General features: G+C 67.5%; 23 protein-coding genes and 1 tRNA gene. 8 read left to right on the top strand and 16 right to left on the bottom strand.

The window, feature by feature from the left end; all coding sequences use genetic code 11:
* Window positions 1-5: 5 nt before the first annotated feature.
* On the bottom strand, window positions 6-3,731 hold the full coding sequence (metH, locus tag AWC16_RS07325; protein WP_085264076.1) for a methionine synthase: 3,726 nt from the start codon (window positions 3,729-3,731) through the stop codon (window positions 6-8).
* A gap of 203 nt (window positions 3,732-3,934) precedes the next feature.
* On the opposite strand from metH, the gene AWC16_RS07320 reads away from it, so the two are divergent.
* Window positions 3,935-4,801 (top strand): PAC2 family protein, encoded by an 867-nt coding sequence (locus AWC16_RS07320; protein WP_085264075.1) that lies wholly within the window; start codon window positions 3,935-3,937, stop codon window positions 4,799-4,801.
* Window positions 4,802-4,882: 81 nt separating this feature from the next.
* On the opposite strand, the gene AWC16_RS07315 is transcribed toward AWC16_RS07320, so the two are convergent.
* The 8 genes from AWC16_RS07315 to AWC16_RS07280 are packed head-to-tail and all read right to left on the bottom strand — an operon-like array spanning window position 4,883 to window position 11,225.
* Window positions 4,883-5,755: an SDR family oxidoreductase gene (locus AWC16_RS07315; RefSeq protein ID WP_085264074.1), complete on the bottom strand. Its 873-nt coding sequence runs from the start codon at window positions 5,753-5,755 to the stop codon at window positions 4,883-4,885.
* A 29-nt stretch (window positions 5,756-5,784) separates the two neighbouring features.
* Window positions 5,785-7,029: a cysteine--1-D-myo-inosityl 2-amino-2-deoxy-alpha-D-glucopyranoside ligase gene (gene mshC, locus AWC16_RS07310; protein WP_085264073.1), complete on the bottom strand. Its 1,245-nt coding sequence runs from the start codon at window positions 7,027-7,029 to the stop codon at window positions 5,785-5,787.
* A 24-nt stretch (window positions 7,030-7,053) separates the two neighbouring features.
* On the bottom strand, window positions 7,054-7,839 hold the full coding sequence (locus AWC16_RS07305) for a 3'(2'),5'-bisphosphate nucleotidase CysQ (RefSeq protein WP_085264072.1): 786 nt from the start codon (window positions 7,837-7,839) through the stop codon (window positions 7,054-7,056).
* Between the two features lie 47 nt (window positions 7,840-7,886).
* Window positions 7,887-8,705 carry an SCO1664 family protein gene (locus AWC16_RS07300; RefSeq protein WP_085264071.1) on the bottom strand — a complete coding sequence of 273 codons (819 nt, stop codon included), beginning with the start codon at window positions 8,703-8,705 and terminating at the stop codon, window positions 7,887-7,889.
* Complete coding sequence (locus AWC16_RS07295; protein WP_085264070.1) at window positions 8,689-9,282, bottom strand: DUF3090 domain-containing protein; 594 nt, start codon at window positions 9,280-9,282, stop codon at window positions 8,689-8,691. Before AWC16_RS07295 ends, AWC16_RS07300 begins: the two co-directional genes overlap by 17 nt.
* Window positions 9,283-9,333: 51 nt before the next feature.
* Window positions 9,334-10,020: a histidine phosphatase family protein gene (locus AWC16_RS07290; RefSeq protein WP_085264069.1), complete on the bottom strand. Its 687-nt coding sequence runs from the start codon at window positions 10,018-10,020 to the stop codon at window positions 9,334-9,336.
* Entirely contained in the window at window positions 10,017-10,871 is an 855-nt protein-coding gene (locus tag AWC16_RS07285) for an undecaprenyl-diphosphate phosphatase (protein ID WP_085264126.1), read from the bottom strand. Before AWC16_RS07285 ends, AWC16_RS07290 begins: the two co-directional genes overlap by 4 nt.
* A gap of 60 nt (window positions 10,872-10,931) precedes the next feature.
* On the bottom strand, window positions 10,932-11,225 hold the full coding sequence (locus tag AWC16_RS07280; protein ID WP_085264068.1) for a hypothetical protein: 294 nt from the start codon (window positions 11,223-11,225) through the stop codon (window positions 10,932-10,934).
* A 130-nt stretch (window positions 11,226-11,355) separates the two neighbouring features.
* On the opposite strand from AWC16_RS07280, the gene AWC16_RS07275 reads away from it, so the two are divergent.
* Genes AWC16_RS07275 through AWC16_RS07265 form a run of 3 tightly spaced genes read left to right on the top strand, consistent with a single transcriptional unit; the run spans window position 11,356 to window position 13,719 of the window.
* Window positions 11,356-12,384, top strand: a complete 1,029-nt coding sequence (locus AWC16_RS07275) for a YncE family protein (protein ID WP_085264125.1) — start codon at window positions 11,356-11,358, stop codon at window positions 12,382-12,384.
* Window positions 12,381-12,647, top strand: coding sequence for a DUF5703 family protein (locus AWC16_RS07270; protein ID WP_085264067.1), 267 nt, complete (start codon window positions 12,381-12,383; stop codon window positions 12,645-12,647). The genes AWC16_RS07275 and AWC16_RS07270 overlap by 4 nt, the downstream gene beginning before the upstream one ends.
* A gap of 4 nt (window positions 12,648-12,651) precedes the next feature.
* Entirely contained in the window at window positions 12,652-13,719 is a 1,068-nt protein-coding gene (locus AWC16_RS07265; RefSeq protein ID WP_085264066.1) for a quinone-dependent dihydroorotate dehydrogenase, read from the top strand.
* Window positions 13,720-13,797: 78 nt separating this feature from the next.
* Here AWC16_RS07265 and AWC16_RS07260 read toward each other — a convergent pair whose 3' ends face one another.
* Both AWC16_RS07260 and AWC16_RS07255 read right to left on the bottom strand, forming a co-directional pair.
* The gene (locus AWC16_RS07260; protein WP_085264065.1) at window positions 13,798-14,328 is read right to left on the bottom strand and encodes a YbhB/YbcL family Raf kinase inhibitor-like protein; all 531 of its coding nucleotides are present in this window, start codon (window positions 14,326-14,328) and stop codon (window positions 13,798-13,800) included.
* Between the two features lie 20 nt (window positions 14,329-14,348).
* Window positions 14,349-15,695, bottom strand: coding sequence for a M20/M25/M40 family metallo-hydrolase (locus tag AWC16_RS07255; RefSeq protein ID WP_085264064.1), 1,347 nt, complete (start codon window positions 15,693-15,695; stop codon window positions 14,349-14,351).
* A gap of 134 nt (window positions 15,696-15,829) precedes the next feature.
* Here AWC16_RS07255 and AWC16_RS07250 point away from each other — a divergent pair.
* Window positions 15,830-15,915 (top strand) — tRNA-Leu (locus AWC16_RS07250).
* Here AWC16_RS07250 and AWC16_RS07245 read toward each other — a convergent pair.
* From AWC16_RS07245 to AWC16_RS07230, 4 genes are all read right to left on the bottom strand, one after another.
* The gene (locus AWC16_RS07245; RefSeq protein WP_082698416.1) at window positions 15,897-17,543 is read right to left on the bottom strand and encodes a recombinase family protein; all 1,647 of its coding nucleotides are present in this window, start codon (window positions 17,541-17,543) and stop codon (window positions 15,897-15,899) included. The genes AWC16_RS07250 and AWC16_RS07245 overlap by 19 nt on opposite strands.
* Before the next feature lie 186 nt (window positions 17,544-17,729).
* A complete protein-coding gene (locus AWC16_RS07240; RefSeq protein ID WP_012394804.1) occupies window positions 17,730-19,235 on the bottom strand; it encodes a replication initiator in 1,506 nt (501 codons plus the stop codon).
* Window positions 19,232-20,665, bottom strand: coding sequence for an FtsK/SpoIIIE domain-containing protein (locus AWC16_RS07235; protein ID WP_012394805.1), 1,434 nt, complete (start codon window positions 20,663-20,665; stop codon window positions 19,232-19,234). The genes AWC16_RS07240 and AWC16_RS07235 overlap by 4 nt, the downstream gene beginning before the upstream one ends.
* A gap of 89 nt (window positions 20,666-20,754) precedes the next feature.
* Window positions 20,755-21,099: an SCO3933 family regulatory protein gene (locus AWC16_RS07230; RefSeq protein WP_011893911.1), complete on the bottom strand. Its 345-nt coding sequence runs from the start codon at window positions 21,097-21,099 to the stop codon at window positions 20,755-20,757.
* Window positions 21,100-21,338: 239 nt separating this feature from the next.
* Between AWC16_RS07230 and AWC16_RS07225 the strand changes: the two genes are divergently transcribed.
* Window positions 21,339-22,157 (top strand): hypothetical protein, encoded by an 819-nt coding sequence (locus AWC16_RS07225; protein ID WP_012394806.1) that lies wholly within the window; start codon window positions 21,339-21,341, stop codon window positions 22,155-22,157.
* Window positions 22,158-22,162: 5 nt separating this feature from the next.
* Window positions 22,163-22,630 (top strand): NUDIX hydrolase, encoded by a 468-nt coding sequence (locus AWC16_RS07220; protein ID WP_012394807.1) that lies wholly within the window; start codon window positions 22,163-22,165, stop codon window positions 22,628-22,630.
* A 10-nt stretch (window positions 22,631-22,640) separates the two neighbouring features.
* Here the strand turns inward: AWC16_RS07220 and AWC16_RS07215 are convergent, their stop codons facing one another.
* The gene (locus AWC16_RS07215) at window positions 22,641-23,177 is read right to left on the bottom strand and encodes an HD domain-containing protein (RefSeq protein ID WP_012394808.1); all 537 of its coding nucleotides are present in this window, start codon (window positions 23,175-23,177) and stop codon (window positions 22,641-22,643) included.
* A gap of 356 nt (window positions 23,178-23,533) precedes the next feature.
* Here AWC16_RS07215 and AWC16_RS25000 point away from each other — a divergent pair, with 356 nt between their 5' ends.
* The gene (locus AWC16_RS25000) at window positions 23,534-24,013 is read left to right on the top strand and encodes a transposase (RefSeq protein ID WP_078321963.1); all 480 of its coding nucleotides are present in this window, start codon (window positions 23,534-23,536) and stop codon (window positions 24,011-24,013) included.
* Window positions 24,014-24,135: the final 122 nt, after the last annotated feature.

Below are 24,135 nucleotides of genomic sequence, written 5' to 3'. Positions count from 1 at the left end.
AAGGCTCAGTCTTCCGGGTTGTAGGCGAGGTTGGAGCTGAGCCACCGCTCACCTTCCCGCAGGGTCCAGCCCTTGCGCCTCGAGTAGTCGGCGACCTGGTCCTGGGCCATCCGGCCGACCACGAAATACCGCGACTCCGGGTGGGAGAAATACCAGCCGCTGACGGCGGCGCCGGGCCACATCGCCATCGACTCGGTCAGCTCGATGCCGGTCCGCTCGTGGACGTTCATCAACTCCCACAGCGTCGCCTTCTCGGTGTGCTCCGGACAGGCCGGGTAGCCCGGGGCCGGACGGATGCCCTGGTACTTCTCGGCGATGAGTGCCTCGTTGTCCAGCTGCTCGTCTGGCTGGAATCCCCAGAACTCCTTGCGAACCCGCTGGTGCATCCGTTCGGCGAAAGCCTCCGCCAGCCGGTCGGCGATCGACTCCAACAGGATTGCGCTGTAGTCGTCGAGGGCTTCCTTGAACTCCGCGATCTTCTCTCCGCTGCCGAGTCCCGCGGTGACTGCGAAGGCGCCGACGTAGTCCGCCAGGCCAGTGTCCTTGGGGGCGATGTAGTCGCCCAGCGACCGGTTCGGGATGCCGTCGCGGTGCTCGCCCTGCTGGCGCAGGTTGTGCAACGTGGCCAGCACCTCGGTGCGGGTCTCGTCGGTGTAGACCTCGATGTCGTCGCCGACCGCGTTCGCCGGGAAGAAACCGATCACCCCGTTGGCCGTCAGCCACTTCTCCTTGATCAGGGTGTCGAGCATCACCTGGGCGTCGTCGTACAGCTTGCGGGCAGCCTCGCCCGAAACCGGGTTGTTGAGGATGTCGGGAAAGCGGCCCTTCATCTCCCAGGCGTTGAAGAACGGCTGCCAGTCGATGAACTCACGCAACTCAGCGAGGTCGTAGCCGAGAAACTCCCGTACTCCCAGACCCTGCGCGGGCACCGGCGGCGTGTAGCCGTCCCACTCGATCGGCGTCCGGTTCGCGCGGGCCTTCTCCAACGTCACCATCGGCCGCTCGTTCTTCTGGGCGTGTCGTTCACGCAGGGAGGCGTAGTCGGCCTCGGTGGCCTCCAGCAGCGCCGGCCGCTGCTTGTCGTCGAGCAGCGCGGCAGCGACGGGAACCGAACGCGACGCATCCTTGACCCAGACCACCGGACCGCTGCGACGCGGCGATATCTTCACCGCGGTGTGGGCGCGCGAGGTGGTCGCGCCGCCGATCAGCAGGGGGATCTCCAGGCCTTCGCGTTCCATCTCGACGGCGAAGTTGACCATCTCGTCCAACGACGGCGTGATCAGGCCCGAGAGGCCGACGATGTCGGCGTCGTACTCCTTGGCCGCGGCCAGGATCTTCTCGGCGGGCACCATCACACCGAGGTCCACGACGGTGTAGTTGTTGCACTGCAGCACCACCCCGACGATGTTCTTGCCGATGTCGTGGACGTCGCCCTTCACCGTCGCCATCACGATCGTGCCGTTGGTGTTGTCCGCTTCGCCGGGCTGCTTCTCCGCCTCGATATAGGGCAGCAGGTACGCCACGGCCTTCTTCATCACCCGGGCCGACTTCACCACCTGGGGCAGGAACATCTTGCCCGCGCCGAAGAGATCGCCGACGACGTTCATGCCGTCCATCAGCGGGCCCTCGATCACCTCGATCGGCCGACCGCCCGCGGCGGCGATCTCGGCCCGCAGCTCCTCGGTGTCGGCGTCGACGTGGGCATCGATGCCCTTCACCAGGGCGTGGGTGATCCGCTCGCGGACCGGGAGAGATCGCCACTCGGCGGCCGCGGGGTCTTCGGTCTTCTCGGAGGTGTTGAACCGTTCGGCGATCTCCAGCAGCCGCTCGGCGGCATCCGCGCGACGGTTCAGCACGACGTCCTCGATCCGGTCCCGCAGTTCGGGGTCGATCGAGTCGTAGGGCACCAGCGCTCCGGCGTTGACGATGCCCATGTCCAGGCCGGCCTTGATGGCGTGGAACAGGAACACCGCGTGGATGGCCTCGCGGACCGGGTTGTTGCCCCGGAACGAGAACGACACGTTGGAGATGCCGCCGGAGATGTGCACCCCGGGAAGGTTCTCCTTGATCCAGGCGCAGGCCTCGATGAAGTCGATCCCGTAGGTCGCGTGCTCCTCGATGCCGGTCGCCAGCGCGAAGCAGTTCGGGTCGAAGATGATGTCCTCGGCCGGGAAGCCGACCTCCTCGGTCAGGATCCGGTAGGCGCGTCCGCAGATCTCCTTGCGGCGCTCCAGGTTGTCGGCCTGTCCCTGCTCGTCGAAGGCCATCACGACGACGGCGGCGCCGTACTTGCGGCACAGCCGTGCCTCGCGGATGAACTTCTCCTCGCCCTCCTTCATGGAGATCGAGTTGACGATCGGCTTGCCCTGCACGTTCTTCAGGCCCGCCTCGATCACCTCCCACTTGGAGGAGTCGATCATCACCGGGACTCGGCTGATGTCCGGCTCGGACGCGATCAGTTTGGTGAACCGGTCCATCGCGGCGACGCCGTCGATCATGCCCTCGTCCATGTTGATGTCGATGACCTGCGCACCGACCTCGACCTGCTGCAGCGCGACCGACAGCGCGGTGTCGTAGTCCTCGGCCTTGATCAGGTTGCGGAACCGGGCGGAGCCGGTGATGTTGGTGCGTTCACCGATGTTCACGAACAGCGAGTCGTCGGTGATGTTGAGCGGTTCCAGGCCCGACAGCCGGGTGGCGACCTCGATGTTCGGCAGCTCGCGTGGCGGTTTGCCCTCGACGACCTTGGCGATCTCGGCGATGTGCGGCGGCGCCGTTCCGCAGCACCCTCCGACGATGTTGACCAGGCCGGCGTCGGCGAAGTCGGCGATGTAGCCGGCCTGACGCTCGGGGGACTCGTCGTACTCGCCGAAGGCGTTGGGCAAACCGGCGTTCGGGTAGCAGGAGATATAGGTGTCCGCGATCCGCGCCATCTCGGCGATGTAGGGCCGCATCTCCGGCGCGCCGAGGGCGCAGTTGAGGCCCACCGCGATGGGCTTGGCGTGCCGGATCGAGTTCCAGAACGCCTCGGTGACCTGCCCGGACAATGTGCGCCCGGAAGCATCGGTGATGGTGCCGGAGATGATGACCGGCCAGCGGCGTCCGCGGTCCTCGAACAGCGTCTCGACGGCGAACACCGCAGCCTTGGAGTTCAGCGAGTCGAAGATCGTCTCGATGAGCAGGATGTCGGCGCCACCGTCGACCAGGCCGTTGGCGGCTTCGAGGTAGGCGGCGACCAGCTGGTCGTAGGAGACGTTGCGGGCTCCGGGGTCGTTGACGTCCGGCGAGATCGACGCGGTCCGCGTCGTCGGCCCGAGCGTACCGGCCACGTAGCGGGGCTTGTCCGGCGTGCTGTATTCGTCTGCCGCCTTGCGGGCCAGGGCGGCACCCGCGTAGTTCAGCTCATAGCTGAAGTCCACCATGTCGTAGTCGGCGAGCGAGATCGCGTTCGCGTTGAACGTGTTGGTCTCCAGGATGTCGGCGCCCGCCTCGAGGTACTCGCGGTGGATCCCCTCGATGATCTGCGGCTGCGTCAAGGTGAGCAGGTCGTTGTTGCCCTGCAGCGCGGTCGGCCACTCGCTGAACCGATCACCGCGGTAACCGGCCTCATCGGGGCGGTCCCGCTGAATCGCCGTGCCCATCGCGCCGTCGATCACCATGATCCGCCGACCCAGCGCAGCCGTCAGCTCCTCGGTGCAGTCGGGCCGGATGTTGGGCTCAAACGAATTCACGCGGGCTCCTTCCTGACGGAAGGCGTCCTTAACTCTGTCGAGCGTGGCGGCTACCGGCAGGTACCCGGCGAACCGTTGCAACGCCTCTCGACCGTGAAAAGTCTACGTTGTCACCCAGCGTGGGGACGAATGCCCTGACGAACAGGGCGACTCGGCCGGTCCGGTGGGACCCGTGATCTTTGCCTACGCCGTACGCTGATTCCGTGACCCGATCGGATGACGGCGCTGCACTTCCCGAACTCCACGACACCATCGTCGTGGCTGCGTTCGAGGGCTGGAATGACGCCGGCGACGCCGCCAGCGACGCGGTCCAGCACCTCAACAACATCTGGGAGGCCCGGCTGATCGTCGAGATCGACGACGAGGACTACTACGACTACCAGGTGAATCGGCCGGTGATCCGCCAGCTCGACGGCGTCACCCGCGAGCTGGTGTGGCCCTCGATGCGGATCTCGCACTGCCGTCCCCCGGGCAGCGACCGCGACATCGTGCTGATGCACGGGGTGGAACCCAACATGCGGTGGCGGACGTTCTGCGCGCAGCTGCTGGAGGTCATCGAGCACCTCGACGTCGACACCGTGGTGATCCTGGGAGCGTTGTTGGCCGACACCCCCCATACCCGCCCGGTGCCGGTGTCCGGGGCGGCGTATTCGGCCGAGTCCGCGGCCCGCTTCGGTCTGACCGAGACCCGCTACGAGGGGCCCACCGGGATCACCGGGGTGTTCCAGGACGCCTGCGTGGCGGCCGGGATTCCGGCGGTGACGTTCTGGGCGGCGGTGCCGCACTACGTCTCGCAGCCACCCAACCCCAAGGCGACGGTCGCCCTGTTGCGTCGCGTCGAGGACGCCCTGGACGTCGAAGTTCCGCTGGGTGACCTACCGGCCCAGGCCGAAGAGTGGGAGCAGGCGGTCACCGAGATGGCCAGCGAGGACGACGAGATCGCCGACTACGTGACGTCGCTGGAGGAACGCGGCGACGCCGAGGTCGACATGACCGATGCGCTGAACAAGATCGACGGCGACGCGCTGGCGGCCGAGTTCGAGCGCTACCTGCGGCGCCGGCGGCGCTGACGCGGGACCCGGACGCCGAATGTCGACTTAAGACGCGCTTTCCGCCCTGACGCGTGCATTAACCGGACATTCGGCGCGCAACTACTTCTCGAGGTTCTCGTTGTAGGCGCTGGTGGAGCGGCCCAGGGCGGCAACCTCGGCGTCCATCCGCGGCACGATGGTGGCAGCCCCCTTGACGAACGGGCCCTCCACCGCCCGCAACGTCAGCACCGGCTTGAGCCAGCGGAACACCCCCACCCAACGCGGGCAGTAGACGCGTCGGCGGCGGCCCTCGATGCCCGCGACGAAGGCGTCAACACATTGGTCGACGGAGGTGGTCTTGTTCAGCGGCCACGGCAGCTTGGCCAGCATGTCGCCGAAAGCCCCCAGATCGGCCTTGGTATCGCGAACCAAGGGGGTGTCGATCCAGCCCATGTGCGCCGAACCGACCTCCACGCCCTGGTAGGCGACCTCCTGGCGCAGCGCACTGGCGAAGTGCTCGACCCCGGCCTTGGCCACATCGTAGGAAGCCATCCCGGCCAGCGGAGTGAACGCCGCCAGCGAGGACACGATCAGCACGTAGCCGCGGCGCTCGATGACCGACGGCAGCGCGGCCCGCACGGTGTTGAACACCCCGACCACGTCGACGTCGATAACCCGCTTGAACGTCTCGGGATCCACATTCAGCACCGACCCGTAGCTGGCGATGCCGGCGTTGGCGACGACGGTGTCGATGCCGCCGAAACGCTGTGTGGCCTGCGCGGCCACCGACTGCATTGCGGCCAGATCCCGTACGTCGGCGACGGCGGTCAGCACCCGGTCACCGAGATCATCGGCCAGCTTGTTGAGGGCGGCCTCATCCAGGTCGGTCACCACCACCGAGGCGCCCTGGGAGTGCAGCCGCCGGGCCAGCTGCTCGCCGATACCGTGCGCGCCACCGGTGATGAAAACGACTTGGGAGTGAATCGAAGACATGTGCTCAAACTACTCCCGCCGCGGGTTGCCTAGAGCGCCACTCCCAGCAGCGCATCGACCGCCGTGGCCACCAGCCGCGGTGCGGCGGCGTCGTGGCCGCCGTACTCCAGCGCATCGGTTGTCCAGCCGTCCAACGCGGCCAGCGCCTTGACGGTGTCCAGGTCATCGGCCAGATAACGACGCACCCGGGCGATGACGTCGTCGGCGGCCGGTCCCGCGGGCAGGCTGGTTGCGGCCCGCCAGCGCTCCAGCCGCGCGTCGGCCGCCGCCAGGGTCGCGTCGTCCCAGAACCGGTCGCTGCGGTAGTGCCCGGCCAGCAGGCCCAGCCGGATCGCGGCCGGCTCGGTGCCCTGGGCGCGCAGCTTGGACACCAGCACCAGGTTGCCGCGGCTCTTGGACATCTTGTGCCCGTCCCAGCCGATCATCCCGGCGTGCACGTAGTGCCGGGCGAAACGGCGCTCCCCGGTGAGGGATTCGGCATGCGCGGCGGAGAACTCATGGTGCGGGAAGACCAGATCGGAGCCGCCGCCCTGGATGTCGATTCCCGAGCCGATACGGCTCAGCGCGATCGCGGCGCACTCGACATGCCAGCCCGGCCGGCCGGCCCCGAACGGCGCGGGCCAGCTGGGTTCGCCAGGCCGGGCGGCGCGCCACAGCAGGGCATCGAGCGGATCCGCCTTGCCCGGCCGGTCCGGGTCCCCGCCGCGTTCGCCGAACAGTTCCAGCATGGTGGCGCGGTCGAATCCGGATTCGTAACCGAATTGCTCGGTCGTGTCGGCCCGGAAGTAGATGTCCGGGTGGTCCGAGGAGGAGGGGTCGACGACGTAGGCCGACCCGGCCGCCAACATCTTCTCCACCACTTCGACCACCTCGTCGATGGCCTCGGTGGCCGCCACGTAGTGGCTCGGCGGCAGCACCCGCAACGCGGTCATGTCCGTGCCGAACAGCTCCACCTGGCTGGACGCCAGGCTCTGCCAGTCCACGCCGTCACGCTCGGCGCGCTCCAACAGCGGATCATCGACGTCGGTGACGTTCTGCACATAGTTCACCTGATGGCCCGCATCGAGCCAGAGCCGGTGAATCAGGTCGAACACCAGATAGGTGGCGGCGTGGCCGAGGTGGGTGGAGTCATAGGGCGTGATGCCGCAGACGTACATGCTGGCCGTCGGGCCCGGCGCCACCGGACGGATCTGGCGGTCGGCGGTGTCATACAGGCGCAGCGCCGGGCCGCGCCCGGGCAGGACCGGAACGGCCGGCGCGGACCACGATTGCATGCCCACGACTTTAAGGCCCGGCGGTTAGAGCACTGTCCGCCGCACCGCGTCCAGCAACGTCGGCGCCACCTCGGGCCGGCACATCAGCAGATCGGGCAGGTACGGGTCGGGTCGGTTGTAGCGCAGCGGTGACCCGTCGAGCCGGGATGCATGCAGGCCGGCCGCCAGCACCACACCGGCCGGGGCAGCCGAATCCCACTCCCACTGACCACCGGCGTGCAGGTAGGCGTCCACCTCGCCGCGCACCACGGCCATCGCCTTGGCACCCGCCGAGCCCATCAGCACCGGCTCGACCGGCACCACCTCCCGAATAAGGCGCACCACCGCGGGCATCCGGGAAGCGCTGACCGCGACCCGAATGGGCCGCGGAGCCTGGGTCGACGGGACGTTCTGGGTAACCGTGTCGGAGCGGAATACGACGTTGCTTCTGTTGTCATAGGCCGGCAGTGATACCGCGGCGTCGGTGATGGCGCCGGAACCGTCCGCGCCCCGGCGCTGCCACAGCGCGATATGCACCGCCCAATCGTCACGTCCCGGCGTGGTGAACTCACGGGTGCCGTCGAGCGGGTCGACGATCCAGACCCGATCGGACCGCAACCGGGACAGATCGTCGGGAGATTCCTCGCTGAGCACCGCATCACCGGGGCGCGCGTCCCTGAGCCTGCGGATGATCAACTGGTTGGCCCGCCCGTCACCGGCGTCGCCGAGGTGCCATGGATGAGCGAAACCCACCTCGTCACGCACCGCCAACAAGAGCTTTCCGGCCTCGACTGCCAGTTCGGCGGCCAGCGCCGCGTCGGTCAGCGTCACGTCTGGCAGTATCCCCGACCCCGGTTGCGTGGACCGTCCCGAGCCGGTCAGAACGCCGGCCAGGGTATCGGGCGATGGCGGTTCGGGCCGGGCATCACCGGGTGTTCCAGCAGGTCTTCCACCCGCCGCCGCAAGGCGACGATCTCGGCGGAGGTCAGGTGCGGCCCCAGCGCCCCTGCCAGCGGGCCGTCCAGCGCGACCAGCAGCCCAGACAGCGCCGGCAGCGTCTCGTCGGCCATCTCCTGCAGGGGCCTGTCCGCCCAACCCCACAGCACGGTGCGCAGCTTGTCCTGCGTGTGCAGGCTCACACCGTGGTCCACGCCGTACACGCGGCCGTCGGTGCCGCACAGAATGTGCCCGCCCTTGCGGTCGGCGTTGTTGATCACCACGTCGAACACCGCGATGCGGCGCAACCGCACGTCGTCGGCGTGTACCAGGGTGACCGGGTCGCCGGTGTGGCCGTAGGCCCGCAGCACCGGCAGGTAGCCGGGGGGAACCTGGTCGGCCGGCACCACGTCGACCAGGCCGGTTCCGGGGGGCTCGTCGTCGGTGTCGCTGGGTTGCTCCACCCACCGTTGGACCATGCCGGGGCCGGCGGGACCGTCGCGAATGATGGTGTAGGGCACCAGGTTCCAACCCAACTCAGCCGAGATCAGATGGGCGCCGAGCTCACGGCCGGCCAGGGTGCCGTCGGGGAAATCCCAGAGCGGCTGCTCGCCGGCTACCGGTTTGTAGACGCAGTGGACGCGGTGCTCCCCCAGCGTCGCCTCGCACAGGAAGGTGGCGTTGCTCGCCGAGCGGATTCGGCCCAGGATCTCCAGCTCCCCGGAGCGCAACGCCTCCCGGTCGTCAGACGTCGGAGTCATCGGGCTCATCGTCGGGCCCGAAGGCGCCCCGGCGATAGCCGTTGGTGCGGACGCAGATGTGGCCGGCCGGGTCCAGCGGCTCGTCGCACAGCGGGCACGGCGGACGTCCCGCCGAGATGACCCGGTTGGATCGGGTGGCGAACTGGCGCGCCGACTCCGGTGTCAGGAAGACACGCACCGCGTCCGGGCCGTCCTCGGTGTCGTCGAGCACCACCGAGGCGTCGAACTCTGTGTCGCTGACCGCGAGCAGTTCGACCACCACCGTCTGCGCCTCGGAGTCCCAGCCCAATCCCATGGTCCCGACCCGGAACTCCGCATCCACCGGTGTGACCAGCGGATTCAGGTCCTCGATCTCGGTGGGCTCCGGCGGCACCGGGGTGCCGAATCTGCGGTTGACCTCCAACAGCAGCGCACCGATCCGCTCGGCCAGCACCGCGACCTGCTGCTTTTCCAGCACCACCGAGACCACCCGCTCGTCATGGACCGCCTGCAGGTAGAAGGTCCGATTTCCGGGTTGGCCGACGGTCCCGGCCACGAAGCGGTCGGGAGTGCGAAAGACGTGGATGGCTCGGGACATGGCATCTCCAAAATACCGGCAGTCGAGGCGCACGCCGGCATCTGAGGTGGACTAGGTGGTGGAACCGCCGACTATGGCGTCGCCTTCCCGACCGACGTCGGGCGGCGAATCCTTCACCGCGGCACCCAAAGACGCTCCGGTGTGGTTGAGGTGGATGACGAACGGGCGCAACTGCGTGTAGCGGATCACACTCGCCGAGGCCGGGTCGGCGGTGATCCGCTGAAAACCATCCAGGTGGACCCCGAGCGCATCGGCGATGACGGCCTTGATGACGTCGCCGTGGGTACACGCCACCCACAGCACGTCGGAGCCGTGCTGCTCGGCCAGCTGCCGGTCGTGATCGCGGACGGCGGTGACCGCCCGGGCCTGCACCTGCGCCAAACCTTCGCCGTCGGGGAAGATCGCCGCGCTGGGCTGGGCCTGCACCACCCGCCACAGCGCTTCTTGGGTGAGTTCGGTGATCTTGCGCCCGGTCCAGGTTCCGTAGTCGACCTCGGCGAGCCGGTCGTCGACGACCGGTTCGAGCCCCAGCGCGGCGGCCAGCGGTTCGACGGTGCTGCGGCAGCGCAGCAGCGGTGAGCGCACCAGCGCCTTGATCGGCAGGCCGGCGAACCGGTCGACGACCTGCACAGCCTGCTCGCGGCCCAGCGCGTCGAGCTCGACACCGGCCGTCCGCCCGGCCAGCACCCCGGAGGTGTTCGAGGTGGACCGGCCGTGCCGCAGCAGGATGACGGTCATGGCTGGGCCACCAACGCGCCGGTGGCCAGCAGGATCAGGATGGTGGTGCCGACGACCATCCGGTACCCGACGAACCAGTACATGCTGTGAGACACCAGGAACCGCAAGAACCAGGCCACCGCGGCCCAGCCCACCACGAAGGCGATCAGGGTGGCCACCAGCAGTTGCGGCCCGCTGGCGCTCATGCCCGCGCCCTCGGGGTGAAACGCGTCGGGCAGCGAGAACAGCCCGGAGGCGAACACCGCCGGGATCGCCAGCAGGAAGCCGAAGCGGGCGGCCAGTTCCCGGTCCAGGCCGAGGAACAGCCCGGCGCTGATGGTCGCACCGGACCGGGACACGCCGGGCACCAGTGCAAGCGTTTGCGCCGAGCCCACCAGGACGGCGTCGCGCCAGGTCAGCTGCTTGGCGTGCCGGGCCTGCCTGCCGAGGTATTCGGCGGCGGCGATCACCACCGAGAACACCACCAGCGCGGTGGCCACCACCCATAGGTTGCGGACCCCGGACCGGATCTCGTCTTTGAACAGCAGGCCCAGCACGCAGATCGGGATGGTGCCGATGATCACGTACCAGCCCATCCGGTAGTCGACCTGGCGGTCGGCGGCAAGCGGCGTCTTGGTCAGCGCCGAGGCCACCCCGGACAGCCAGGCCGTGGCGATGCGCGCGATGTCCTTGGCGAAATAGACCAGTACGGCGACTTCGGTGCCGAGTTGGGTCACCGCGGTGAAGGAGGCTCCGGCGTCGCCGTCGAAGAACAGCCGCGACACCAGCGCCAGGTGTCCCGAGGAGGACACCGGCAGAAATTCGGTCAGGCCCTGGACAATCGCCAGGACAACGACCTGTGGCCACGACATCACAGCAGCCTCGAGTACCGACACGACCTCAGACACGAGGACGACCGTACCGGGCGGGTGTCAGCGGGTCAGACCGGATACCACGTCACGAACGGCGGCGGCCAGGCTGCGCTCGTCGGCGACGTCGATGCCGACCAGCCGCCGGCTCGCGGTGGCCACCACGTCTTCGTCGTGCGGGACGGGGCAGTCCAGCCGGGGCCGGTAGATGTCGACCACCAGCGTCTGGTGCTCGATATGGAAGGAGAAACTGCGGCCGTCACCGACCTCCCCGAACCCGCTCGCGAACGCGCCGGTCCAGATCTCCTCGAGGAAGAACTCCGAACATGCCAGTTGCCAGTCCTCGGCGACAGTCATGGCCGCGAGATTACACCTAAGCAAACTTATCGTTACGCCGGACATGCGGTCTGGGCCTGATCGCCTTCCTTAGAATCGTGTTCGCCCTGTACCGCCCGCGTATCGACCAGAGCTGGAAGAGTTGCCCGTGCTGAAGCGCTCCACCCGCCGGCCCGTTCGAGGGCTGCTGCTACCGCTGCTGCTGCTCACGGCGTGCTCGTCCAATCCCATCACCGCGCCGCCGCCGACGATCCCGCCCGCCGAGCCCGCCGTCTCCCCCGCCGCCGCGCAGCACCCGGCCGGCACGGTGCGGCCACTGGCCGGGGTGTCCACCGGCGCGGTGTTCGACACCGCCACCGGGCTGCTGGCGGTCCTGAACCCCGGACCCGACGCGCAGGCTCCGGCGACGGTCAACCTGGCCGGTGCCCCCGGGCGCGCTGCCGCGGCCCTGACGTTGCCGGGTCCGGCGACCGCGCTGACCGGCGACAACCGGGGCGTCGCCTACCTGTCCGGCCGCGGCGGCTACTTCGCGGTCGACCTTGCCGCGCGGCGGATCGACCGGATCGACGTCGACGACGCCGCCGATGTGGACTTCACCGCGATCGGCCGGCGCGGCGACGGCACCATGGTGTTGGGCAGCTCCGACGGTGCGGTCTACACCCTGGGGCCCGACGGTGAGCGAATCGCCCGACGGGTGAAGATCTTCGCCAGAGTCGATCAGATCGTGACGCAGGGCGACACCGCCGTGGTGCTGGATCGCGGTCAGACGTCGGTGACCACCATCGGCGCCGACGGCAAGCCGCAGTACGCCCTGCGGGCGGGCCAGGGCGCCACCACGCTGGCAGCGGATCCGGGGGGGCCGGTGCTCGCGGCGGACACCCGCGGGGGTCTGCTGCTGGTGTACGGAACGGACCCGCTGATGCTGCGGCAGGCCTACCCGGTGCCGCACTCCCCCTACGGGGTGGCCGGCTCGAACGCGTTCGCCTGGGTGTCGCAAACCGCGACGAACACCGTGGTCGGATACGATCTGACCACCGGAATCCCCGTGGAGAAGGTTCGATATCCGACCGTGCAGCAGCCCAACACCCTGGTTTTCGATGACACCTCGGACACGTTGTACGTGGTCTCAGGCGCCGGAGGCGGGGTGCAGGTGATCGAGCATGCGGCGAGGCCACGTTGACCGCGCTGCGGCACGGGCGACTGCCGGCCGGCTGGGACACCGAACTGTCCGATGACTACGAATGGATTCCGCTGCGGCTGCCGCCGGAGGTCACCCGCATCGGGGCCTCGACCCGGTTGTCCATCGAAGCCGAATACCGAGGTTGGGAGCTGACCCGAGTGCGGTTGTACACCGACGGGAGCAGGCGGGTGTTGTTGCGCCGCAAGAAATCCCCATTGAACGCCGTCAGCGGGAACCGCTGCGTCGACCAACCGGGGCTGTAGGCGAATGGGTTTCTACGGCGTGCTGCGCCGCGCCTTGTTTCTGGTGCCACCGGAACGCATCCACACGTTCGTGTTCGCTGCGCTACGCGGAGCCACCGCGCCGGCGCCGGCACGCCGGGCGCTGCAGCGCCGGCTGGGGCCGCACGACCCGCTGCTGGCCAGCACGGTTTTCGGGGTGCGCTTTCCCGGCCCGCTTGGGCTGGCCGCCGGGTTCGACAAGGACGGCGTCGGGCTGAACGCTTGGGGCGCACTGGGTTTCGGTTACGCCGAGGTGGGCACCGTAACGGCGGCACCGCAGCCCGGCAACCCCGCACCGCGACTTTTCCGGCTGCCGGCCGACCGCGCCCTGCTCAACCGGATGGGGTTCAACAATCACGGGGCCGGCGCGCTGGCGACACAGTTGGCCCGGCATCACGCCGACGTGCCGATCGGGGTCAACATCGGCAAAACCAAGACCACCCCACCCGAGGAAGCGGTCTCCGACTACCGCGCCAGCGCCCGGCTGCTCGCCCCGCTGGCCGACTACCTTGTGGTCAACGTCAGCTCGCCGAACACCCCGGGCCTGCGCGATCTCCAGGCCATCGAGGCGCTTCGGCCCATCCTGGCGGCGGTGCGCGCAGAGACCACCAAACCGGTGCTGGTGAAGATCGCGCCGGATCTGGCCGACACCGACCTGGACGCCATCGCCGACCTGTGTGTGGAGTTGGACCTGGCCGGCATCGTGGCCACCAACACCACGGTGTCCCGCGACGGGCTGGCCACCCCGGGGGTGGAAGCACTAGGGCCCGGCGGGATCTCCGGCCCTCCGGTCGCCCGCCGGGCGCTGGAAGTGCTGCGGCGGCTCTACGCCCGGGTCGGTGACCGGCTGGTCCTGATCAGCGTCGGCGGGATCGAGACCGCCGACGACGCCTGGGAGCGCATCACCGCCGGCGCATCGCTGCTGCAGGGCTACACCGGGTTCATCTACGGCGGCGGGTTGTGGGCCAGGGACATCCACGACGGCCTGGCCGCGCGGCTGCGCGCCGGCGGATTCGCGTCGCTGTCCGAAGCGGTCGGTTCGGCCGCGCGTTAGCCACTTGGCGCGAGCAGACACAGAATCGCGTCCCGCGACACGGGATCATGCGATTTTGTGTCTGCTCGGCGGGGGACCTTACTGCTGCTCGTAGGTGCCGATGATCACCGCGCGGGCGATCCCGTGCATGAACAGGTTGAAGCCGAGGTAGGCCGGGCTGGCATCCTCGGCCAGGTCCAGTTTCTCGACGTCGACGGCGTGTACCGCGACGTAGTACCGGTGCGGGCCGTGCCCAGCCGGCGGCGCGGCGCCGACGTAGCGGCGCATCCCGGCGTCGTTGACCAGCGTCAGCGCATCGCCGGGCAGCAGGCTGCCGTCACCGACACCCTCCGGCAGTTCGGTGCAGGTGGCCGGCAGATCGGCCACCGCCCAGTGCCAGAACCCCGACGCGGTGGGCGCATCCGGGTCATAGACGGTGACCGCGAAGCTGCGGGTCTCCTCCGGGAAGCCCGACCAGCTCAGCTGCGGGCTGGCGTCCTGGCCCCCGGCACCCATGATTCCGCTCACCTGGGCGTTGGCCAGCGGCTGGCCGTCGGTCAGCGACGACGACGTCAGCGTGAACGTCGGCAGCTTGGGCAGCGCGGCGTAGGGATCGGGAGCTGTGGTCATGCCTGGTCCTCTCGTTGTGGTCAACAGTGTGTCAGGAAGTGGTGCAGCACGCGGGTACCGAACGTCAGCGCGTCGACCGGGACCCGCTCATCGACGCCGTGGAACAGCGCGGAGAAGTCGAGGTCCGGCGGCAGGCGCAGCGGAGCGAACCCGAAGCATCGAATACCCAACTCGGAGAACGCTTTTGCATCCGTCCCGCCGGACAGCATGTAGGGAACGGTCCGGGCGTCCGGGTCACAGGCCAGCAGCGCGGCGTTCATCGCCTCGACCAGGTCGCCGTCGAAGGTGGTCTCGACCGGCGGCAGGTTGGTGACCCATTCCCGGGTCACGTCCGGGCCGATCAGCTCGTCGATCTCGGCCTCGAACGCGGCCTGGCGCCCGGGCAGCACCCGGCAGTCCAGCACGGCCTCGGCCGTCGCCGGGATCACGTTGGCCTTGTAACCGGCCTGCAGCATGGTCGGGGTTGCGGTGTCGCGCAGGGTGGCGTTGAGGATGCGAGCCATGGGCCCCAGCTTCTCGATCATCCCCTCCAGGTCCGGGGAGTCGACATCGATGGTGAGCCCGGTCTCCTCGCTGACCGCGGCCAGGAACTGCGCCACGGCCTCGGTGAGCACCAGCGGGAAGCGGTGCCGGCCCAGTCGTGCCACGACCTCGGCCAGCGTAGTGACGGCGTTGTCGTCGTTGATCATCGACCCGTGCCCGGCCCGGCCGTGGGCCCGCAGCCGCATCCAGCACAGCCCCTTCTCCGCGGTCTCGATCAGGTAGAGCCGGCGCTCGCCACCGTCGCGCCGCGGCACCGTCAGTGAGAATCCGCCGACCTCCCCGATCGCCTCGGTGACACCGGCGAACAGATCCGGCCGGTTCTCGACGAGCCAGTGCGCGCCGTACTTGCCGCCGGCCTCCTCGTCGGCCACGAACGCGAACACCAGATCACGCGGCGGGGTGATGCCGGCCCGGGCCAGGCTCCTGGCCACCGCGATCATCATCCCGACCATGTCCTTCATATCGACCGCACCGCGGCCCCAGACGTAGCCGTCCTCGATCGCACCGGAGAACGGGTGCACGCTCCAGTCGTTGGCCTCAGCGGGCACCACGTCGAGGTGACCGTGGATCAGCAGCGCCCCGCGGGACGGATCACTGCCCCGAAGCCGGGTGAAGACGTTGCCGCGCCCGGGCGCGCCGGACTCGACGTATTCGGTCTCGTAGCCGGCTTCCTCGAGCTGGGCGGCCACCCAGCGGGCGCACTCGGCCTCGCCCTTGGTGGTGTCGGGTTCGCCGGTGTTGGAGGTGTCGAAACGGATGAGGGTGCTGACGAGTTCGACCACCTCGCCCACTGCGTCGTCGGCGGGATCGGGGAAAGCGGTCACAGTTTCTTTACTACCACTTGCCTCCCAGTCCCTTCCGAGTGGCTTTTGCGGCCCATCGCATGGCGCCGCACGGGCTGGGTTTGGGTCCGGCGATCAGCATCCGTTAGCCTTAGCTGCCCGGCCGAGCCGGGTTGGTCCGAGTGGCGGAATGGCAGACGCGCTAGCTTGAGGTGCTAGTGCCCTATTAACGGGCGTGGGGGTTCAAGTCCCCCCTCGGACACGTCCGGCGACACGACTTAAGTCGGCAGTCGCCGTGACTCGCTGAAGATGCGGGTCGTAGTCGAGGCGCAGGCCCAGGCTTGCGTATACCTGAGCGCGTTCCGCCCCGGTTGCCTCACCAAGCACTGCTGACAGCCCGCCCAATTCCTCAACCAACTCGCTGATTTGTGCGGCAGTCATGACGCGAGGTCGCTCCGCTTGCTCAAGACGGACCTTCAGCTCGTCGCGCTCGGCGGTGCGGCGGCGCAATGCAACAGTCAAATCCTCAACGGCCACACCAGACTCCACGGCGGTAACCAGAGCAGCAACCTTCGCATTCGCCTCGCTGAGCTGGCGCTGCAAGGCCGCGTAGCCAGCCCCTGCTACCGGGTCCGCGTCTTGCCCGCGTGCCAAGTCGGCCGGATCGGCCAGGGTGGCGATCCATTCGTCAAGTCGCGCAGTCACCTCATCTTCACGGAGGTAGACGGTGCGCGGGTGATCACTCAGGTCCGCGGGTACCGAACGCGACTTACCGAGCTCACAACGGTAGAGGATGCGTGTTGTTCGCTTCCCGACGCGGGCAGCGCCCTGCATCCGCCGTCCACATGCGGCACAGAACAGCAGCCCACGCAGTGCATATGGCACTGTTGACTCTCTGCTGCAAACAAGACCGGGACCCCGCCGCGCCTGCATCCGAAGACGGACAGCCTGCGCTAGTTCGTCACGGATCAGCGCTTCATGCGTGCGGCGTTCTGGTGCGATCCAGTCGGCCTCATCACGCCACCGCATACGAGTCTCATACCCCGCAGCGACATCATCGGGGTTGACCAGAACCTCGTATTTCTCCTGCTTGCCCCAAACACGGATACCGCGGTACGCCGGGTTGTCGAGTATCGCGCGGATCGCCGAATGGGACCATCCTCGTGGGTCACGATGCCGATTCCGTGCCGGGTCGTACTGGCTCGGTGACGGTACACCATCGTCGGTGAGCAGTTGCGCGATATAGCGCAGGCCCGCTCCGTCGGCGTACATGCGGTAGATCCGCTCGACGACCGAAGATGTCGCGGGGTCGGGTTCGAGGCGGTGAAGCCGCTGCCCAAGATTGGCCTTGGCAGGGTTTGGATGCGGGCCGGCATCGACGAGCCGGTAACCGTAGGGTGGTCGACCACCGAGATATCTGGCGGTGTCCTGCGCGAGTGCTGACATCGCCGTACGGACGCGCATTTGGATTCGAGCGCGCTCTCCCTTGCTCATGCCGCCGAACAGAGTCATCACCAGGTCGTGTGCCTCGGAGCCGGGATCGACCGCTCCGCCGACCTCGGGTACCCACAGGCCAACTCCGTAGTGCGTGAGGACAGGGAAGGTGAGCGCGAACTGCGGCCCGTAGAACGCACGGGCGGGTTCCCCAATCACTACGGCATCAAAGCTACGGTCCCGACAAGCGACATCAGCAAGCAGACGTGACGCCTCTGGCCTGCGCTTCCACGGCAGTGAACGGCTCTGTCCCACATCGAAGTAGTCGGCGGCGATGAATCCGCCGTGCGGAGTGATCAGGTCCATGGCACGCCGCTTCTGCCAGCTGCGGCTCGCCTCCGGGTCTTGAGCGTCCTCCGTGCTCACTCGGCCATAGAAGGCGAACCTCAGGCTCACGCCACTCCCCTCCCTGATCCAAGCATCCGGTCCCGCACAGCCATTATCACGTGTACCAGCGCGCGGTTGGCCTCGGACGGAAGTCGATATTGGTTGGGCACAACAATTTCAACACCCCCCTCTGACACCGTCGGCGCATCGGGACGAGCGTCACACCCGGAGCGAGCACGTGCTGCTCGGGACCTGTCAGCCATCGCTTCCCCCTGGCGGATCCCATTGTTGATTGCGGGCTTGGCCACGGACTTCGATCAGTCCGATGCGGCGGGTGTGGATGTGTTGGACGGCCGCGGAGTAGATGAGGGTCCGGTCGCCGAGGCTGGTGGGGCCGGCACGATCGAATTCCCATGCCACCAGATCATCGCCATCGGTGGAGTCGAGGCCGAGATCATGTTGGTGCGCAGTGCTTTTTAAACGTTGTTCACGGGTCCAGGCCGCGCGACGTTCGCGCAGCGCGGTCATCGTGGTGGAATAGCGGCGGGATTTGCTGGTGATGTGGCCCCGGTAGCCCAGGGTGTGCAGCCACCGACCGACACCGGCCAGTCCCTTATCGGCGAGTTGGCTGATGGCGGTCAGGATCGCCCGAACGTGGTCGCAGACATCGAGGTCAGCGATGGCCTCGGTGGAGATGCGTCGCGCGCTGATCCCGACGTCAGCTAAGGATTTGGTGACGTATTTCGCGAGGTAGCGAGCTACGCGGCGGCCTGGAAGAACCCCGCCGTGTGGTGAATCCTCCTGCACAGCAGAGCCGTCCGTGCCGGCGTGCCGGTTGTCGATGGGTTGGGTGTCGACTTGTGTGCCGAACCTGATCACCCGTGTCGCTGTATTTGAGGATGAGTCGGTGACCGTCACGGCCACGGTTCGAACGGCCTGTTGGATGATGGTGGCCAGTTCGGTTGCCGCAAGGGGCGCATGCCAGTCATGACCGCCAGAGTCATCGCTGTCGGGCGGGTCGAGGCGGATCAGGGCATGAATGTGCGGGATGAGCCGGGCTTGCAGTTCGACGACTTTGATGAAGCTGACCTGCACCGCATCCGGGTCGGCGCCCGAAGCGCGTAGCTCTCGGCGCAGTGTGCGTCGCAGGGTGATGGTGAAGCGTCGCCACAGTTCGGGCAGGTGCCATGTGAACAGGACATGCCCGGTGTAGTCGTAGCAGTCCGCGCAGATCGGCTGTCCCGCATAGATATCACCTTCGCCGTGGGTTGTGCTGCACCACAGTGGTTTTCCATGCGGGCAACGGCGGTAGCCGCCAGTGTGGTGGTGGTCGCGACACACACGCTGCTTCTTGTCGCCTGCACGCGCGGCGGCGTGAACAGGCCCGTAGCTAGGTGCGGTGAGGGTGACGAACACCTGCGGACGATCGGCCACTGCTGCGGGGATGTTGTGGTGGCCGCCGGCGGTGCCAGCGTGCACGAGCTGCCACGTGTCGCGGGCGTACAGGTCTGAGCACGATGGGCATACCTGAGCGCGGCGGTTGTTGCACCGTGTCCACACCACCCGATCGCGGCCTATCTCGTCGGTACCTCTGAGTTGGATGGGGTGGGCGCAGAAGCCAACAGATTCCGCGCGCCGCCACCACGATTCGAACCCCGTCGAGGACGCGCGGCGCACCATCTGATCCACCACCGCATTGGTGTCGATCGAGCCGGGAACCCCGGGCAACACCAGCGTGGGGGCTGTCGTTGCAGTAGTCACCGTTGACCCCGGGCGGTGTCGGTGCGCCCGCTGTTGGACTGGTTGGTTCGGGTCGCGGCACGAGGTGGCCGGAATCGTGCTGCCAGAGTGGCGATGTCGTGGTCGGCGACGTGAAATGCCCGTACCCGCACCGGTTGGGCCGTGCCATCGATCATCATGTAGCCCACACCGGGAGTGGTGTCGGGGATGTGATCGCAGTCGGCCCCCGCGTCGCGGGCGCCCTGGCCCAAAACCATGGTGGTTTGGGTGGCTTCGGTCAACCGCAACCCGATTCGCACGGTAAACAGCTGCCGCACCGGCAGGGTGTCTTTGGCCGGATCTTGCACCGCTGCCACCACCGAAATGCCGACGGCCCGGCCTTGGGAGAGCAGCAGGCCCAACAGCTGTTCAATTTCGCTGCGCACCTTGCGGTCGGTCACATACGCAGTCAGCGCGGCGATCTCATCGATCACCACCACGAATAACGGCTCAGTCGGAGTCGGGGTGTGCATGCGCGTCTTGCCCCGTAACCGATTGGCGCGGGCGTGCATCACCTCCACTAGTTGCCGCAGCAGGTACAGGGTGGTGCCAGTGGCGTCGTGGGTGAACACCGTGAACATGGGTGCTCCGGCGCCCAGTTCCATGCCGCCTTTCGGGTCGATGACGCAGAGCCGCACTTGTCCGGTTTTCACGGCGGGGGCGAGGCCAGCGATCAGTGACCACAACACTGAACCTTTCCCCGCGCCGGTCGCGCCAGCCACGAGCAGGTGGTGGCCAAGCAGAGGTAGGTGCCACCAGTGGCGGGTTTCGGTGATCCCGACCCGCACCGACCCCACATCCACCGCAGTCGCCGTCGTGGGCATGGGCAGGGCAATCGGGTCGGCCAGCACGTCGCCGCGCATCAGGGTGATGCGTAGCTCTCCGGGCGCGGTCGCGCGGATGGCGATCCGGTCGGCACGCCAGGCGGCGGCTAGCGCCTCCGATTGCTTGTGCCAATCAGCCAGGGAGTGGCCGGTGACCACTCGCAGCGCCAGGACGTCGGTCGTCTTGCCGATGCGCACCGACTGCAAGGTCGGCACCAAGGTGCGTTCGCCAAGTGTGGCGGTCAGGCCGTGCAGGGTGCACACCGATTGCCAGGTGCGGGTGTAGCGCGACCAGGTCAACCAGCGCCGCCGCACCGGCTCGGTGACCCATCCGTGAAACGATCGCGGGTCCAGCCACGCCCAGCCCGCATACGCGGCAGCGAAAGCAATACCGATGATCAGACCCGCGCGTGAGCCATGGGTAATGGCCATCGCCACGCTGGCGATGATCGGGATGCTGATGGCCGGGAACAGGACCGCCCACCACAGCAGATACCCGGCCGCTTTGAACAGTGAGAGGATGAGGTCGGTGATCCAGTCGTCGTCGTTGGATTGAGAGTTCTTGCTGTTTTTGTAGTTTGATGCCATGACAGGCGTCCCTCTGGTGAGTGAATGGTCGATAGCAGCTCACGTGCTGGGGCGCGACACCCACGAGCGCCGCGCCCCAGCAAATGGGGTTATTTCTGCGCGCGGGACGCTTGATCGCTCGGCGCAGCCGCGGGGTTGGTGGGGGTGATGGCGTCGGCACGGAACGCCACGCCGCTGCGATCACCTTGAGCCCAAGGGATAGCAACCAGACCCGCGACTGAAACAGGTTGGGTGACTGTCACTTTCGGATCCCCGGCGACGGTGACGTTGAGCACTTCACCACCGGTGTCATCCAACGCCAACAGCTGCGCGGCATACAGTGGCACGCCGGTGGCGGTGTCCACTTTTGGGCTGCCGGTCTCGAAGTTCAGCCGCGGCTCGGCCGCTCGGGTGACGATGAACCGTGTGCCTGATGTGTCGATTCTTAAACGCATTGTCCCGCTGTTCCTTTCGTGATCTGTTTGCGCCCGTTGCGGCGCTGGGCTCAGTTCACGTGGACATCGCGGACGTAGCGAGGGACGTTGGCAGGCATTGCCGACACTGCCGCAGACATTTCGGACACGACAGGGACATGCCCGTGGGCATCGGACGGGCATCACCGCCGCGGGGCGGCGGCAGTCGCATGGCAAACTAGGAACCACGCGCTGAGGATGGACAGGGATGACACGGAAAGATGTGCGCTGAGACGACGGGCGATCAGGACGGCGACGCCGAGGCCGCCACGATCCCCAACGATCGCCTCACCCAACGGCTGCACGCCAAGGGACTCTCCCCACAGAGGTTCGCCACTGCGGTGGGCGTGGATATCAAGACGGTGCGCCGCTGGCTGGCCAACATCGACTACAACGTCCGCGAGGACAACGCCCGCCGCGCCGCTAAGCTGCTTGGCTGCACACCGCACAACCTGTGGCCCAACCAGTATCCTGCCCCTACCGCGAGCGCGCTGGCGACGACGTCGCTGGGTGGTCCGTTCACCGCGACGCTGTATGCCAGCCGCACCCAGCTGCCGATCACGACGTGGCAGCAGCATTTCGGCGACGCCACCACCGGCATCGACATCCTCGTCCTGGCGGCCACGTTCCTGTTTGACACCCTCGACGGCTTCCTCGACATTCTGCTCGACGCCGCCGCCCGCGGTGTGGCGGTGCGGTTTCTCGTCGGGGATCCTGACACTGCCACCACGATCCTGCGCGGCAAGGAGGAAGGCATCGGCGAGGCCGTCATCGCCCGCTGCCGCACGTCCGTGGAGTTGCTCGCCCCGCATGCCGATACCCCGGGGCTGGATATCCGCACCCACGACACCACGCTCTACACGTCGATCTTCCGGGTCGACGACGCCATGATCGTCAACTTCCACATCTACGGCTCACCCGGGCGCAACAACCCCGTGCTTGTGCTGTCGCGCCACCACGAACCACGGCTCTGGGCCACCCTCGAAGACGCTTTCACCCAGGTCTGGGATCGCGCCAGACCGCTCAGCGCGAAAGGCTGAACCCTATGCGAACCGACTACTACAACGACCCCAACGCCCCGCTGCCCAACAGCGTCGTTCCGTCAGCCTCGGCCATCGTCACCGACGAACAGGGTCGTATCCTGCTGATCAAACGCCGCGACAACACCCTGTGGGCGCTACCCGGCGGCGGACACGACATCGGCGAAACGATTGCCGACACCGCCGTCCGGGAAGTCAAAGAGGAAACCGGGCTCGACATTGAAGTCACCGGCCTTGTCGGTGTCTACACCAACCCGCAGCATGTCGTCGCGTTCACCGATGGCGAAGTCCGCCAACAGTTCTCTCTGTCCTTCACCACCAAGGTTCTCGGCGGTACCCTGGCCATCGATCACGAAAGCACCGACATCGCCTGGACCGATCCCGACGACATCCCCAATCTGGACATGCACCCGTCGATGCGACTGCGCATCGAGCACTACCTGCAACACCGCGACAGCCCCTACCTCGGCTAACCGGCTGGGTTTACAGCCAATCGCGTACCCGTCGGACCGCCGCCAACAGTTCGTCGCGCCCCGCGTCGACCGCGCGGTGCACCGGGTCCTCGGGTCCATAGCGGCCCAACACCTCGATCAATCGATCTCGCGGTGATACCGGCGCCCCGTCCGGCCCGGTCGTCAGATCGCAAAAGGTCAACACATCCAGAACATCGCTGGGCGGATCGCTGAACGCCGCTAAACCTGACAAGCCGCGCTCGGCAGCTTCCGCGTGCGCCCCAGTATGGAACGCCACCAGGGAGGCGACCAGCTCCCGAAAACCCGCCGCCCGGGCAAACTCTGCGCCATCGAGCGGATGAAACCCGGTCCGGCGCAACGACGGTGCGTAGCCGATATCGTGCAGCCACGCCGCTGCCACCAAAGAGTCCGCTGTCTGGGCATCGAACCGCCGACTCAGCCGCTCGGCAGTCGTCGCGACACCCCGCACATGCGCCAACCGCCGCAGCTGCCCCACCAGTCGCGTCTCGGCCTCTCGCCGTGCACGCTGCGCCAGCATCCCGCTCACAACCGCCATCCTACGAGTCCCATCGCCATGGCGCAGACCCGCAACTGATGCTCAGCGGAGCCCGGGCCGCCATAGCCCGCGAGGAACCGGCGGCTACCTGCGGGCTTCGCTACACTCCCTCTGCTCCCGTCCGCTGGCGCTCCCGTCCGCGCCGCTCGCTACGCTTCGCCCTCCGTCCGCCGCCACACAAGCTTGCACACGACGACGAGCGCTGTACATCTCAACGGCCACGGCATCCTGGCACCACGACAAGCCAGGACTGTCCTCGCTCCTCGCCGCATCGAGACGCCGCGGGCAGCAGGCGCGACCAACGCCCGCCTGACCGCCGCTGGCCTGCGATGTGAGAACTTTCTTTACTGCTATCAAGTCGATGGCGGCACGTTGCCACCAGCTCGACACCGCAGCCGCCCGACTCGAACGCCACGTCGACACCATCACCGCCACCGCCGCACCCGAGCTACAGCGTCGGGCCCGACACCGCTGCCACGCTGCTGACCGCCCTCGGCGACAACCCCGCTCGGATCGGCAGCGACGCCGCTTTCGCCAAACTCTGCGGGGTCAGCCCACTGGAAGCCTCCAGCGGCAAAACGATCCGCCACCGGCTCAATTGGGGAGGCAATCGCGACGCCAACCGTGCCCTGCACGTCATCCTGGTGGTGCGCATGCGCCGTCACCAGCCCACCCGCGACTACTTCGTTCACCGCCTGGCCGAAGGCAAAACCAAGAACGAGATCATGCGCTGCATCAAGCGTACATCGCCCGCGAGATCTACCACGCCCTCCGCCAACCCAGCAGAAGAACCAACGAACTCATTGCCTGAAGAACTCATTGCCTGAAGATAGGAGCATCTGGTATCAACTCCCGAAGGGCACCCGATCCGCAATGTCCACCCATTTCGTGGCGATATGGCACCTCTGTAGATGCCATCAATCCTCCCAGGTGAGTAATGTGCAGGTGG

It is taken from the genome of Mycolicibacter longobardus (assembly GCF_002102265.1).
Lineage (GTDB): Bacteria > Actinomycetota > Actinomycetes > Mycobacteriales > Mycobacteriaceae > Mycobacterium > Mycobacterium longobardum.
This window is presented reverse-complemented; position numbering and strand designations above follow the sequence as displayed.